The organism is Sinorhizobium kostiense, assembly GCF_017874595.1.
In the GTDB taxonomy this organism is placed as follows: Bacteria; Pseudomonadota; Alphaproteobacteria; order Rhizobiales; family Rhizobiaceae; genus Sinorhizobium; species Sinorhizobium kostiense.
Window position 1 is genome coordinate 68,535 of the sequence record NZ_JAGILA010000011.1, and the last position, 14,702, is coordinate 83,236.

At 61.3% G+C, this 14,702-nt stretch carries 12 protein-coding genes; 11 read left to right on the forward strand and 1 reads right to left on the reverse strand.

What is annotated here, in order from left to right; all coding sequences use genetic code 11:
• Positions 1–61: 61 nt before the first annotated feature.
• The 7 genes from J2Z31_RS27510 (at position 62) to J2Z31_RS27540 (ending at position 8,464) form a co-directional block, all read left to right on the forward strand.
• A complete protein-coding gene (locus tag J2Z31_RS27510) occupies positions 62–1,309 on the forward strand; it encodes an ABC transporter substrate-binding protein (protein ID WP_209606678.1) in 1,248 nt (415 codons plus the stop codon).
• A gap of 63 nt (positions 1,310–1,372) precedes the next feature.
• A complete protein-coding gene (locus J2Z31_RS27515; RefSeq protein WP_209606680.1) occupies positions 1,373–2,266 on the forward strand; it encodes a carbohydrate ABC transporter permease in 894 nt (297 codons plus the stop codon).
• Positions 2,259–3,164, forward strand: coding sequence for a carbohydrate ABC transporter permease (locus tag J2Z31_RS27520; RefSeq protein WP_209606682.1), 906 nt, complete (start codon positions 2,259–2,261; stop codon positions 3,162–3,164). Before J2Z31_RS27515 ends, J2Z31_RS27520 begins: the two co-directional genes overlap by 8 nt.
• Positions 3,165–3,168: 4 nt before the next feature.
• Positions 3,169–4,269 carry an ABC transporter ATP-binding protein gene (locus J2Z31_RS27525; RefSeq protein WP_209606684.1) on the forward strand — a complete coding sequence of 367 codons (1,101 nt, stop codon included), beginning with the start codon at positions 3,169–3,171 and terminating at the stop codon, positions 4,267–4,269.
• A gap of 11 nt (positions 4,270–4,280) precedes the next feature.
• Positions 4,281–5,780, forward strand: coding sequence for a GMC family oxidoreductase (locus J2Z31_RS27530; RefSeq protein WP_209606686.1), 1,500 nt, complete (start codon positions 4,281–4,283; stop codon positions 5,778–5,780).
• 22 nt (positions 5,781–5,802) lie between these two features.
• Complete coding sequence (locus J2Z31_RS27535) at positions 5,803–7,386, forward strand: GMC family oxidoreductase (RefSeq protein WP_209606688.1); 1,584 nt, start codon at positions 5,803–5,805, stop codon at positions 7,384–7,386.
• Between the two features lie 85 nt (positions 7,387–7,471).
• Positions 7,472–8,464 (forward strand): glycoside hydrolase family 3 N-terminal domain-containing protein, encoded by a 993-nt coding sequence (locus J2Z31_RS27540; RefSeq protein ID WP_209606692.1) that lies wholly within the window; start codon positions 7,472–7,474, stop codon positions 8,462–8,464.
• Positions 8,465–8,515: 51 nt separating this feature from the next.
• On the opposite strand, the gene J2Z31_RS27545 is transcribed toward J2Z31_RS27540, so the two are convergent.
• The gene (locus J2Z31_RS27545; RefSeq protein ID WP_209606694.1) at positions 8,516–9,184 is read right to left on the reverse strand and encodes a FadR/GntR family transcriptional regulator; all 669 of its coding nucleotides are present in this window, start codon (positions 9,182–9,184) and stop codon (positions 8,516–8,518) included.
• A gap of 213 nt (positions 9,185–9,397) precedes the next feature.
• Between J2Z31_RS27545 and J2Z31_RS27550 the strand changes: the two genes are divergently transcribed.
• The 4 genes from J2Z31_RS27550 (at position 9,398) to J2Z31_RS27565 (ending at position 14,698) form a co-directional block, all read left to right on the forward strand.
• On the forward strand, positions 9,398–11,059 hold the full coding sequence (locus tag J2Z31_RS27550) for an ABC transporter ATP-binding protein (protein WP_209606696.1): 1,662 nt from the start codon (positions 9,398–9,400) through the stop codon (positions 11,057–11,059).
• A 35-nt stretch (positions 11,060–11,094) separates the two neighbouring features.
• Complete coding sequence (locus J2Z31_RS27555; protein ID WP_209606698.1) at positions 11,095–12,759, forward strand: peptide ABC transporter substrate-binding protein; 1,665 nt, start codon at positions 11,095–11,097, stop codon at positions 12,757–12,759.
• Positions 12,760–12,834: 75 nt separating this feature from the next.
• Positions 12,835–13,785, forward strand: coding sequence for an ABC transporter permease (locus J2Z31_RS27560; protein ID WP_209606699.1), 951 nt, complete (start codon positions 12,835–12,837; stop codon positions 13,783–13,785).
• Between the two features lie 34 nt (positions 13,786–13,819).
• A complete protein-coding gene (locus J2Z31_RS27565; protein WP_209606703.1) occupies positions 13,820–14,698 on the forward strand; it encodes an ABC transporter permease in 879 nt (292 codons plus the stop codon).
• The last annotated feature ends 4 nt before the right edge of the window (positions 14,699–14,702 follow it).

The window sequence follows — 14,702 nt, forward strand, 5'->3', positions numbered from 1 at the left end:
ATTCTCGCAAAAGAGCCCGCCAAGGGCCTGCGATCAACCGTAACCAGAGAGGAATACATTGATGTCGAAGTTTCTTGCAAGTCTCGTCGCTGCCACGATGCTGGTGCCGGCGGCCGCGCGTGCGGAAGGCACGATCGAGGTTCTCCACCACTGGGTTTCGCAAAGCGAAGTGGACGCTTTGAACGTCATTCGCAAGGACCTGGAGAGCAAGGGTTTCCAGTGGAAGGATTCCGCCGTCGGAGGCATGAGCGGCGCAAACGCGCAGCAGGCGCTGAGGTCGCGCCTGACTTCCGGCGACCCGCCCGGCGCAATGCAGTTTCTCGGCTGGGAAGGTCCCCAATGGGCCGAACAGGGCGTCGTTCGCGATCTGAACGACCTTGCCGAGGACGGCGGCTGGCGTGAGGCGCTTCCCCCGCAGTTGCTCACATTCGTAACCTCGGGAGACGCCTTCATCGCGGCACCGATCAACATGCACCGGCAGAACTGGGTGTGGGCCAACAAGAAGATCTTCGACGAGGCCGGCATCGCCGTTCCGAAGACATGGGCGGACCTGATCGCAGCCGGGAAGAAGCTCAAGGAGAAAGGGATCACGCCGGTCGCCATGGGCGACGAGCCATGGCAGATCGGCATCATCTTCGATGCGCTGCTGTCGGACCTGTACGGGCCGGAATTCTACAGGAAGGTAGCAATCGACCTCGATCCGGCGGCGCTGAACAGTGCGGAGATGGTCAAGGTATTCGACACGCTGCGCGAGGTCCGTGGCCTCGTCGATGACAATTTCGTCGGCCGGGATTGGGCCGTCGCCACCGGCTTGGTCATCAACGGCGAGGCCGCGATGCAGTTCATGGGGGACTGGGCGAAGGGCGAATTCCTAGCCAAGGGGCTGAAGCCGAACGCCGATTTCTACTGCTTCGCGACGCCGGCCAAGGTCCCGACATTCCAGTACGTCATCGACAGCTTCGGCATGTTCACCGTGAAGGACGAGACTGTCCAGAACGCCCAGGTGGCTCTCGCTGAAACGATCATGGATCCCGCGGTGCAGAAGGGCTTCAACCTGATCAAGGGTTCCATCCCGGCGCGGACGGATGTCTCCGTGGACGATTTCGATGACTGCGCGAAACTCGGCTTCAATGAGCGTGCCGAAGCCATCAAGGCGGGCAGCATGTTGGGCGCGATGACGCACGGCTTCGCCGCCAAGCCGGAATTCGCTTCCGTCTTCGGCGATGTCGCCGCCCAATTCTTCGTCGGCAACATGTCTTCGGATGACGCGGTCAAGATGCTCGTCGAAGGCATCGACAACGCCCGCTGACACACCGGCCGGGTGCCCTCGGCATCCGGCCCCCTCATTGGACCCGGTCATCGGAGCTAGCTCATGAACGCCGCCAAGAGTTTTTCATCACGATTGGCAGGCTGGCTTCCACGCATTGTCGTCGCTCCCAGCTTGCTCGTCGTCATCGTTACGGTCTACCTGTTCATTCTTTGGACAGGCGTGATCTCTTTCACCTCCTCGAGGTTCGTGCCGGTGTACGATTTCGCGGGTCTGGAGCAATATGTCCGGCTGTGGGCGACGCCGCGCTGGCACACTGCCGTCGCGAACCTGTTCATCTTCTCCGCGCTCTTTCTGTTCCTTTCGACCGGGATCGGCCTGTTGATGGCGATTCTGCTCGACCAGAATATACGGGCGGAGGGATTCCTGAGGGCGGTCTATCTGTATCCGATGGCACTGTCGTTCATCGTTACCGGGACGGCATGGAAATGGATCATGAACCCGGGTCTGGGCATCCAGAAGGTCATTAACGAACTCGGCTGGACGAGCTTCACCTTCGACTGGATCACCGATCCAAACATGGCGATCTACACCGTCGTTATTGCTGGCGTCTGGCAATCCTCGGGGTTCGCCATGGCGATCTTCCTGGCCGGCCTCAGAGGCATCGACAACTCGGTCATCAAGGCTGCGCAGATCGAGGGCGCCGGTCTGCCGCTCATTTACCGGCAGATCATCATCCCGATGCTGCGCCCGGCGATGCTCAGCGTCATCGTTCTCTTGAGCTATATCGCCATCAAGAGCTTCGACCTCGTGCTGGCGCTGACGAATGCCGGTCCGGGATCGGCCACGGAACTTCCGTCGACCTTCATGTTCAGCGCGACTTTCCGCAGGAACCAGATGGGCGTCGGGGCGGCGAGCGCCGTCATGATGCTCATGACCGTCGCGGCCATCATCGTCCCCTATCTCTATTCCGAACTTCGGGAGCGCAACAATGGCTAACGCCCTCGCGCAGCACAAACCGATCGACGAGGCACTCCCGCGGAAAACTCGCATACGTTTCGGTCGCCTGCTCATCTATGGTCCACTCTGTGCCATGGCGGCTCTCTACCTGATGCCCCTTTGGGTGATGGTGGTGACCTCGCTCAAGCCGCTCGATGAAATCTATAGCGGCTCCTTCATCGGACTGCCGCAAACGATCACGCTCGACGCCTGGCGTGCCGCCTGGTCCGAAGCCTGCATCGGCACGGAGTGCACGGGTCTGAAGCCCTATTTCGCCAACTCGCTGCTCATGGTCATTCCGGCCGTCGTCCTTTCGACCGGCATCGGCGCCATCAACGGCTACATTCTGACGAAGTGGCGATTTCCTGGCGCAAACCTCGTCTTCGGCTTGCTGCTCTTCGGATGCTTCCTGCCCTATCAGGCGATCCTGATCCCGATGGCGCGGACGCTGGGGCTCCTCGGGCTTGCGGGCAGCATTCCGGGCCTCGTGTTTGTCCATGTCGCCTACGGCATCTGCTTTACGACGCTGTTTTTCCGGAACTTTTTCGTCTCGCTGCCAGACGAGCTCACGAAAGCGGCCATGGTGGACGGAGCGGGCTTCTTCAGGATCTTCTGGAGTGTCATCCTGCCCACATCGATCCCGATCATCGTGGTCTCCTGTATCTGGCAGTTCACGCAGATCTGGAACGACTTCCTGTTCGGTGTTTCGTTCACATCCGGTGGCAACAGCCCGATGACGGTTGCACTCAACAACATCGTCAACGTCACCACCGGGCGCAAACAATACAACGTCGATATGGCCGCGGCCATGATCGCCGCCATCCCCACTCTTTTGGTCTACATCGTCGCAGGGCGTTACTTCGTCCGCGGACTGACGGCCGGCGCTGTGAAAGGCTGATCCCATGTCCACTCTTGAAATCGATCGCGTTCGCAAAACCTACGGCAATCTCGAGGTCCTCAAGGAGGTGAGCATCTCGATCGGCACGGGCGACTTCCTCGTCCTTCTCGGCCCGTCCGGATGCGGAAAGTCGACGCTTCTGAACATGATTGCCGGTCTGGAGAACATCTCGGGGGGCGAGGTCCGGATTGCCGGAAAGATCGTGAACGAGTTGTCGCCGAAGGATCGGGACATCGCCATGGTGTTCCAGTCCTATGCGCTCTATCCGACGATGACGGTTCGCCAGAACATCGAGTTCGGCATGAAGATCCGCGGGGTACCGCCAGCTCAGCGCGACAAGGCCGTTCGGGCTGCCGCGGACCTGTTGCAGATCATCCATCTTCTGGATCGCAAGCCCTCGCAACTGTCGGGCGGCCAGCGCCAGCGCGTTGCGATGGGACGCGCCATCGTGCGCGAACCGAAGCTGTTCCTGTTCGATGAGCCACTGTCGAACCTCGACGCGAAGCTCCGTGTCGACATGCGCACGGAGATAAAGCGCCTGCACGCGCGGCTCGGCACGACGATCGTCTATGTCACACACGACCAGATCGAAGCGATGACCCTGGCGACCCGCGTGGCCGTGATGAAGGGCGGTGTCGTCCAGCAGCTCGACGATCCGCAGACGGTCTACGACCGGCCGGCGAACGTCTATGTTGCAAAGTTCGTGGGCTCGCCTTCGATGAACATCATTCCGGGGAAAATCGAAGTCGAGGGCGGTAGCGCGACTGCTGTGATCGACATGGCGAACAGGCAGGCAGTGCGCATTCCAGGAATCCACCTGTCCAGCCAGGCTGCCTCCAAATATGCCGGCCGCAAGGTCCTCATAGGCATCCGGCCCGAAATGTTCAGCGTCGGAAACGGGCAGGCGCAGGGCGCAATCTCCATCGAGGTCGACGTGGTGGAGCCGACAGGCGCCGATACGCTGGCCGTGTTCCAGCTCGGTGGCGTGGAGGTCACGGCGCGGCTGCCCCCGAAGCAGGTGAACGCGCGCGCCTCGGCAACACTCGCCGTCGACAGATCGAAGGTCGTGCTCTTCGATCCCGACAGCGAGGAACTGATCAATTGACAGGATATTCCATGCTGCAGGTAGCGGACATCGTCATCATTGGCTCAGGGGTCGGCGGCAGCTCGCTCGCCTATAGCCTCGCCGACTCCGGCAAGCGCATCGTCATTCTCGAGCGGGGAGAGTATCTCAAGGACACGCCCGAGGCTCGCGACGACGTCGCGATATTCCAGAAGGGCTTCTACAGGTCGACCGAAGAATGGGTGGGGACCGATGGCGAGTCCTTCCTGCCCGGCAACTATTACTATGTCGGGGGCAATTCGAAGTTTTTCGGGGCGGTGATGTACCGTTACCGGGCCGAGGACTTCGAGCCCCGGCCGCACATGGAAGGCAGGTCGCCCGGCTGGCCGCTCGGCTATTCCGACATGGAGCCCTGGTATGAGCGGGCGGAGGAAATCTATGGCGTCCGTGGTGCGGCCGGCGAGGATCCGACCGAACCGCCCCGATCGCATCCGTACCGCTTCCCGGCTGTTCCCGATGAGCCAGCCATTGCCGCGGTGCGCCAAAGGTTGCGCAAGGCCGGCGTCCACCCGGCAAGTCTGCCGTTAGCGATCGACATCGAGGAGTGGCTGCGACGGGCGAAGACAGGCTGGGATGCCTTCCCGAATACGGGACGCGGCAAGATCGACGCGGAGGTGGGGCCGCTAGCCAGTGCCCTGACACACCCGAACGTCAGCGTCATCACCGGCGCAAATGTGGTACGGCTCGAAACTGATCCGCTCGGCACGAAAGTGACGGCCGCCGTGTTTGTGCAGAACGGTGTGGAGCAGCGGATCGGCGCCGATATTTTCGCGGTCGCTGCCGGCGCGGTCCAGTCCGCGGCGCTGCTGTTGCGATCCGCCAATGGTGCGCATCCTCGCGGTCTTGGCAACAGCTCCGATCAACTCGGACGCAACTTCATGAACCACAATACGACCGCGATGCTGACGATCGATCCAAGGTCGCCGAACACCGCCGTCTATCAGAAGACATTGGCCTTCAACGATTTCTACAACAAGGATCCGGAGACTGGTTTCCCGCTCGGCAATGTCCAACTGCTCGGCCATATCACCGGCAATATCCTCAAGGCGCAGACGCCAACGGTGCCCGGATGGATGGCAAGGCTGATGGCGCGGTATGCCTACGGATGGTTCCTGACGAGCGAGGACCTGCCAAATCCCGAGAGCCGCGTCATGGTGCGGGACGGCAGGATCGTCATGCATTGGGTGCGCTCCAACATGCGCGCCCATGAAACATTGATCAGGAGAACCCGCAACGTCATGCGCAAGGCGGGCTTTCCGATCGTGCTGACGCGTACCTTCGGGCGCAAGACGACCTCCCACCAGTGCGGAACGGCAAGGCTGGGCATAGACCCGAAGAGCTCGGTCGTGTCGCTCGACTGTCGCTCACATGACCTGGACAACCTCTACATCACCGATGCTTCGGTGCTGCCGACATCGGCTGCAGTCAACCCCGCGCTGACGGTCGCGGCGCTGGCGATGAAGGCAGGGCATGCGATCAAGGCACGGTTGTAAATCGAGCGGCGGGAGGAGCTGAATGGTTGACTACATCGTCATTGGCGGCGGCTCCACCGGCTGCGTGGTCGCCTCTCGCTTGTCCGAGGATCCGGACAGGTCGGTCGTCCTTCTGGAAGAGGGGCCGAGAGACATCAATCCCTACATCCACATCCCTGGCGCCTATTACAAGACGGCACAGGGTTCCTTGTTGAAGCGCATGCCCTGGATCCCGAGACCGGAGCAGGACCGATCCGAAGCCCCAACCATGGTACAGGCAAGCGTTCTCGGGGGAGGGAGCTCCGTCAACGCCATGATTTACATCCGGGGCGTCCCCTCCGACTACGACCATTGGGTGGAGCTCGGTGCGGCGGGTTGGGGCTATAGCGATGTTCTGCCCTATTTCCTGAAGGCGGAGGACAACAACCGCTTCTGCAACGAGAGCCATGCGGTTGGCGGCCCGCTGGGGGTGTCGGATATCGACTACATCCATCCGCTGACGCGGGCATGGCTGCTGGCCTGCCAGCAGGCGGGTCTGCCCTACAATGCGGACTTCAACGGCGGCAACCAGGCGGGGTGCGGTCTCTATCAGATTACCGCGAGAAACGGCCGGCGCAGCAGCGCCGCTGCCGCCTATATCCGGCCGGCACGAAAGCGACGCAACTTGCGGGTCGAGACCGGGGCGCGCGTGACGCGAGTAATCATCGAAAAAGGAAGAGCGGCCGGCGTCGAATTCGTAAAGGGCGGACGAACCGGAATCCTGCGCGCCGAGCGGGAGGTCGTCCTGTCTGCCGGAGCGATCAACTCGCCGAAGCTTTTGATGTTGTCGGGCATCGGCCCGGCTGGGCACCTCGAGAAGCAAGGCATCAAGGTGAATGCCGATCTGCCCGGCGTCGGGCAGAACCTCCAGGATCACATCGAGATATCGCTCATCTACCAGCTGACAGGGCCCCACAGCTACGACAAATACAAGAAGCTGCACTGGAAGGCGCTCGCCGGCTTGAACTATCTTCTGTTCAAGGGAGGGCCGGCATCGTCAAATCTGATCGAAGGCGGCGCGTTCTGGTGGGGTAACAAGGACGAGCCGGTTCCCGATATCCAGTACTTCATGGTCGTTGGAGCCGGAATCGAGGAAGGGGTGGACGCTGTGCCGGGAGGCAACGGCTGCACGATCAATCTCGGACAGATACGCCCCCGATCGCGAGGTCAGATAAGCCTCAACACCGCCAATCCGATCGAGCCGCCACGGATCGCCCCAAACTATTTCGCCGAGCCGCAAGACCTGGACGCTTTGACGGACGGCACAATGTTTGCCATGGAGATCATGGAGCAGCCGGCGATCCGTCGCTATCTTGCTCGTCGGCATGTTCCCGCCTCCCTGTCTTCCCGCCAGGAGATCCGAGACTTCTGCCAACGCGAGGCTCATGCCGCGTTGCACCCAGCCGGGACCTGCCGGGCGGGCCAGGATGACATGGCTGTCGTCGACCCGCACCTTCGCGTACGCGGGGTCTCCGGGCTTCGTGTGGCGGATGCTTCGATCATGCCGACGCTTATCTCCGGAAATCCCAACGCGGTGTGCATCATGATCGGCGAGAAGGCTGCGGATCACCTCAAGCAGTCGGTTTAGAGAAGTAAGTATGCCGGCACCGGCACCACCGGCAGCACGAAGTCATTGGTGCCTTGATGTAGCTCACCTTCCAAAGGAGCAGGAAATGACGATTGAGCGCGATGCCCGGGCTGTTTTCCTTCCGGCATTCGACACGCTGGATTTCCACGACATCATGGAACCCTTTTTACGCAATGGCGGCTGCTCAATCCTGATTGGAGAATCGCGAAGCGAGTATGTCGCCAGAAGGATGTCCAAGGAACGCCTGCTGAAGGAAACCGCGTCGTTGTTTCGCGAGCAGATTTTGAGGTTGAAGCTTGCGAACCCGCGCCTCATTGTTGCGGTCGATGAGGAGATGTCAGGTATTCGGCGGCTCGAGGGACTTGCGCCTCCGCTGCCTAGCCTTGAGGAAACGAGATCGCTTTCCCTTGGCGAAGTGGAGCGCAGGTGTTTTGAGAATGCCAATGCCGCCAGGGCATTGGGCGTGACGATGTATCTTGCTCCGATTGCCGATGTTGTTGACGGTCAAAATCCGTGGCTTGCGGGCCGCACACTCGGTGGCGACAGGGAAGAGGTCAGTCGCTTGATTTCCGCTTACATCATCGGCGTGCAGCGGGCGGGGGTCATCGCAACCACGAAACACTTTCCCGGATACAACCACTTGGAGGCTGATCCAGCACTGGTCGATGTGTCACTTGGCAGCTCGCGCGAAAGAATTCTTGAGAGCGCGGAGCCTTTCCGTGCGGCGATCAAGGCCGGCACGAGAGCGATCATGGTCGGACCGGCACCGGTGATCGCGTTCGATCCTGAAAGTGCGGCGTGCACATCCGAACCAGTCATCAGCATGCTGCGTCGCGATTTTGGGTTTGATGGTCTGATCGTTACCGACGACCTTGACGCACCAGCTACGATGCGTCAGCGGACCTTGCTGGACACTGCGGTTGCATCGCTGAACGCTGGCGCGGACTTGCTACTGGTTGCAGGAGGACCCCACCTCGAAGAGCTCAGCGACGGCGTCGTCGAGGCAGTGAAGGGCGGAAAGCTATCACCCGACCGCCTTGCCAGTGCCGCCGATCGCGTCCGTTTTCATGCGTTGTAATGTCGCGGAATGCCTTCTGGAAGGCGGCATTCGACCCTTATCGACGGCTGCTCAGGGGACGGGGCCAAGTATATTTGTTCTGGCCTCGAGAATGTGGTCGTACATGTTACGCTCGGCCTCTCTGCCGTCCCGGTCGTTGATGGCGTCCAGAATGGCTTGATGCTTGGCGATATAGGCCTTCATGCGCTCAGGGGTCAGGGACTGCTCCTTCATTTTCCCCCAGAGGTTTCCAGCCCGCACTGTGTGAATACCTTCATAGAGCGAAGCGACAAGACCATTGCGAGCGGCTTCGACGATGATTCGATGAAAGACGGCGTCCCATTTCTCGAATTCCACCAGGGTTTCCGCTGTGCTCCCCCGATCGATCGATTTCTGCATTTCATCGATCTCCTGCCTGGTCGCCCGTAGCGCCGCCAAGGCGGCGATCTTGGGCTCCATGATCAGCCGAGCCTCGAAGACTTCGGCCGGATAGGTGCGCAACGCGTCTCCGGTACTGCCTGGCGGGCGACGCAGCGCCGTCGAGGTCACCCCGGCGCCGGCAATGAATGTCCCCCTGCCCACGTGCCTGATGAGCCGGCCCTCCTTCTCCAGAGAAGCAAGCATCCGTCGAAGCGCTGTGCGCGGCAGTCCCAGTTTGAGCGCCAGATCGCGCTCAGGCGGCAATCGATCTCCCGGCTCCAGACCTTCCGCCTCGATGAAGTCCTTCAAGACCACGCTCATGAGTCCTCACTAATTATTTGCCGCAACCAAATTGATCTATATTGACACCAATTGCAAGAACCAATCTTATATTGATCGAGGATAAAGCCCCGATTGGTAGCGAATGGGGCTGAAGTGCAGGGAATGCATGCTGGGTCTGCCTGCAGATCGATTGCCAAATGGCAGTCCCATAGAGCAGCGACCAAAGGCGCCGTTGAAGAGGGAGGAATCTCGATGGCCGCAATAGAGGCTGTTACCATAGACGAGGCAGCGCTTTCAGTGCGCGGCCTGACAGTCGACCTGCCGAAAGGCATGGAACGGACCCATGCCGTCGAGAACATCTCGTTTGATCTCAAGCGGGGTCAGATCCTGTGCATTATCGGCGAGTCCGGCTCAGGCAAGTCGGTGACGGCAAACACGATCATGGGGCTTTTGCCGAAGCTGATCCCCGTCTCGTCCGGTGCCATTCATCTTGACGGCAGGACCATAGTCGGCGCGTCTCCCAAGGAGCTGCGCGGCCTGCGCGGCCGCATCGTGTCCATGATTTTCCAGGATCCGCTCTCGGCGCTCAACCCGCTGATGACGGTCGGCGAACAGATTACCGAAGTCCTGATGGCGCATGGTGTGGGCACCAAGGCGTCGCGGCGCAATCGCGCCATTGAACTGCTGACCGAAGTCGGGCTGCCCGATCCGGAGCTCATGTACTACCAGTATCCGTTCCGGCTGTCGGGCGGGCAACGCCAGCGCGTGATGATCGCCATGGCCCTGGCACTCGAACCCACGGTCTTGATCGCGGACGAGCCGACCACGGCCCTCGATGTCACCACGCAGGCGCAGATACTGAAGCTCATCCGGGACATTCAGCGCCGCAAGGGCATGAGTGTGATGTTCATCACCCATGACTTCGGTGTCGTGGCCGAGATCGCCGACAGTGTCGTGGTGATGGAGAAAGGCCGCATTGTCGAGCAAGGCAGCGCCGAGCAGGTTCTCAAGTCCCCCACCCATCCCTACACCCAGCGCCTGATCGCCGCCGTCCCGCACCTGACGGGCAAGGATCGCGTACCTCAGGAGAAGGTGGGTGACGGGACGATCCTGAAGGTCGAAGGGCTATCCAAGACCTATCGCAGCGGCAGTGCCCTGTTCGGCAGCCAGCGTATCGTGCCGGCGGTCAAGGAAGTTTCGTTCGAATTGGCTGCGGGGCGCACGCTGGGCGTCGTCGGCGAAAGCGGTTCCGGCAAGTCATCACTGGGACGGCTGTTGATCAAGCTGCAGGACAGCGATGGCGGTCGGATTCTGTTCGAAGGCCGCGATATAGCGAAGCTTTCCGAGACCGAGTTTCGGCCGCTGCGGCCGAAGATACAGATGATCTTCCAGGATCCCTTCGCGTCGCTGAACCCGCGTTCGACCATTGGGCAGATCCTGACCGTCGGTCCCGTCGCGCACGGCATGCCCTATGCTCAGGCGCGTGAGGAGGCGAGAGCCTTGCTGTCCCATGTCGGCCTCGACGCCGGTGCCTTCGGCCGCTATCCGCACGAGTTTTCCGGTGGCCAGCGCCAGCGTATCGGCATCGCCCGGGCTTTGATGTTCAAGCCCAAGCTGCTGATTGCAGACGAGGCGGTCTCTGCGCTGGACGTGTCCATCCAGGCCCAGATCCTCAAGCTGCTCGACCAGATCCAGCGGGAAACCGGCGTGTCGATGATCTTCATCACCCATGATCTGCGCGTCGCCAGTCAGATCTGCGACGAAATCGCGGTGATGCAGAAAGGGCGGATCGTCGAACACGGCCCGCCATCACAAATCTTTTTGGACCCGCAATCGGCCTACACGCGCGAGCTGGTGGCGGCAATCCCGGGGGAGCGGCCGAGGAGCACACGGCCGGCTGCCGTTAACATTTGATAGCCACGGCGAAGATCGCCAGAGGAGGAGACATCATGGCTAAAGATCCTGTAACCGCATCGACCTATTCTCGACGCGACGCGCTACGCCTTATGGCAGCGGGCGGCATCGCCTGCTTTGCCGCCCCCAACCTGCTCGGCAAGCCTGCTTTTGCCGAGACCGCTAAGCCGACCGGCCGCGTCGTCGTCGGGCTTTCGCAAGAACCCACCGTCTTCAATCCGCTGATGGCCCACATCGAAGTCGACGACGCTGTCCATTTCTCCGTCTTCGACGCCCTTTTCCGCATGGATCCGAAGGGTGTTCTCCAACCCAATCTTGCCGCCGAAGTGCCGACGCAGAAAAATGGCGGCATTTCAGAGGATGGCCTGAACTGGCGCATCCGCCTGCGTGACGACGTCCGCTGGCACGACGGCGAGCCCTTCACCGCCGAGGATGTGAAGTTCACTCTCGAGCTGATCACTAGTCCGAACTTCCGCGCGTGGCGCACGGGTGGGCATTCCCTCGTGCGTGACATCACGGTGGTCTCGCCGACTGAGCTGACCTGGCGCATGGAGGAGGCTTTCGCTCCTTATCTCTCGTTCCTCGCCGAAACCTTCATGGTGCCCAAGCATATTCTCGCGAAGGAGGCCGACCCCAACACCGCCGCATTCAACCAGGCCCCCGTCGGCACCGGTGCCTTCAAGTGGGCGCAGCGCGTTGCCGGCGACCATATCGAGCTCGTCGCAAACTCCGAATATTTCGGCGACGGCCCCTATGTCGAGCGGCTCGTCTTCAAATACATTCCCGACATGACGGTGCTCTACACCCAGTTCAAGAGCGGCGACATCGACCTTGTGGACCAGGCATACATAACCGCGGACCACTACGAGGAAGCCAAGACCTTGCCGGGGCGTGTGGTGACGCTGGAGCCGGGGGCATCGCTCGAGTCGATCTTTCTCAATCTCGAGAAGCCGCAGTTCAAGGACCCGGCGGTGCGCCAGGCACTTTATGCCGCAATGGATCGGAAAGCGATCATCGATGCTATCTACTTCGGCGTAGGCACCCTCACGGAGAGCTTCATGCCGAAGGAGTCCTACTACTTCAACCCGAACCTTCCGGCGCAGCAGTTCAACCTCGACCGGGCGCGACAGATCCTCGACGAGGCGGGCTGGGTCCCGGGGGAGGACGGAATTCGGGCAAAGGACGGGGTGCGGCTGTCGTTCAACAATTCGACGACGTCGGGCAATAATCTGCGTGAACAGGTGCAGCAGTTCCTGCAGCAAACCTTTGCGGAGATCGGCGTCGAGATGAAGATATCGAATATGCCGGCTGCCGTCATGTGGGGCGAATTCTGGCTTAAGTCGCAGTTCGACTCGGCGATCGCGGGTGTCACCTATCTCATTGCGGCGGACCCGGACGCCACCAACCGCCTCCACAGCAGCGCCATCGGCGCGAAGGGCGGGAAGGGTTCGAACACCGCCCAATACTCCAACCCGGAAGTCGATGCGCTGCTCGAGAAAGGTGCCCGCACCTTCGGTCCGGAGGAGCGGCGGGAGATCTACAACCGCGTGCAGGAGATCGTCCGTCAGGACCTGCCGTTCCTGCCGCTGTTTGCCTCTACAAACGTGTTGGGGCGCAAGGAAGGTCTTGAGGGCTTCGAGCCCAATGCCAACACCCGCACGGCCTCCTGGCATGCCGCAGGATGGCGTTGGCAGAGCTGACCTACGCGTGACATACGCCGCCGCCGCTTGCGGCGGCGGCCATTTCATTGACGCTGTCATGAAGGAGGAGAGCCAATGCGCGGCTTCCTGCTCAATCGCCTTTCACAGAGCCTCGTCCTGCTCCTGATCGTTTCGGTCATCGGGTTCGTCGTCCTCAACCTCATTCCGGGCGGCCCGCTGGCGCAGTTCGGTCTCGATCCCAGCATGACCCAGGATGATCTCAATCGCCTGAAGGAGCAGCTGGGGCTCAACCGTCCGCTGTGGATGCAATATCTCGACTGGGCCTGGCGCCTCGTACAGGGGGACTGGGGTCACTCCTTCCGCGACGGCGCTCCCGTGTTGGACGTGATTGGCCGCCACCTTGTTGCGACGCTGTTGTTGATGGGGTCCTCCACCGTGATTGCGATCGCCATCGGCACCTGGATCGGCATCCGCGGCGCCACGCACCGCTATTCGGTGTTCGACTATCTGGCGACGGTCGGTGCCATGGTGGCATTGTCGATCCCGACCTTCTGGTTCGGACTCCTGGGCATCTACGTGTTCTCGCTGCGCCTGGGCTGGCTGCCGGCCGGCAACATGTACACGATCGGTGACGGTTCGGCCCTGAATTACCTCCACCACCTGATCATGCCGAGCATCGTGCTGGCGCTGGTGCATGTCGCCATCTGGAGCCGCTACATGCGAACGGCGACGCTTGACGTCATCAGCCAGGAATTCGTCAAGACGGCCCGCGCCAAGGGGCTGAGCGAGCGCCGGATCCTGATGAAGCACGTCGTCGGCAACGCGCTCCTGCCGATGATCACGCTGGCGGGAATGCAGCTTCCCAGCGTCCTGACCGGTGCACTGGTCACCGAAACGGTGTTTACCTGGCCGGGAATGGGTCGGCTGTTCCTCGACAGCCTCGGCTACAGCGACTATCCGGTGGTGATGGGGCTGCTCATGTTCTCGGCGATACTCGTCGTGCTGTGCAACCTGATCGCCGACATCGTCGTCGCCATCATCGATCCCCGTATCCGTCTGAGCTGAACGCCTCATGGACGCTCAACAGGAGGCCACCATTATGACCGCCATTGTCGCAAATTCACGCCAGGAGCGTTGGTGGAACAGCCGGACTGCACACCGCTTCATGAACCACCATCTGGCCCTGATCGGGATGGTGATGATCGCCATCCTGACGCTGGCGTGCGTCCTGGGCCCGTATTTGCTGCCCTATGACTCGCTCTATATCGACCTGCGTGCCCGCTTTGCTCCGCCGTTCACCGGCCACCATTATCTCGGCACCGATCCGCTGGGCCGGGATCTGGCGGCACGGCTCTTCATGGCGGGGCGGGTTTCCCTGCTGGTCGGTTTTTCCGCCATGCTGTTGTCGACGCTGATCGGAACCCTTGTCGGCGTGGTCGCGGGATATCGCGGCGGCTGGCTCGGCACGACGCTGATGCGCACGGTGGACGGGTTCCTGTCCTTTCCGTCGATCTTCCTGGTGCTGGCGCTTGCCGCCGCACTGAAGCCCAGCCCGATGATGATCACCGTGGTCATCGCGGCCACCAGCTGGATGGAGGTTGCCCGGATCGTCGAGGCCGAGGTCCGCTCCCTCCGCGAGCGCGAATTCGTCCAGGCCGGTCGCATGCTGGGATTGAGCGGAACGCATATCATGTTCCGCGAGATCCTCCCCAATGCCGTCGGCCCGATCATCGTCGCGGCCACGCTCACCGTCGCCCGCGCCATTCTCATGGAGGCCTATATCAGCTTCCTCGGCTATGGGATTCAGCCGCCGCTGCCCAGTTGGGGCAACATGCTGAACGGCGCGCAGCAATACCTGGGTACCGCGCCCTGGCTGGCGATCATTCCCGGTGCCGCCATCACCATCGCCGTCACCAGCTTCAACTTCATCGGCGATGGGCTCAGAGATGCGCTCGATGTTCGCGGTGATCACAGCTGAGGAA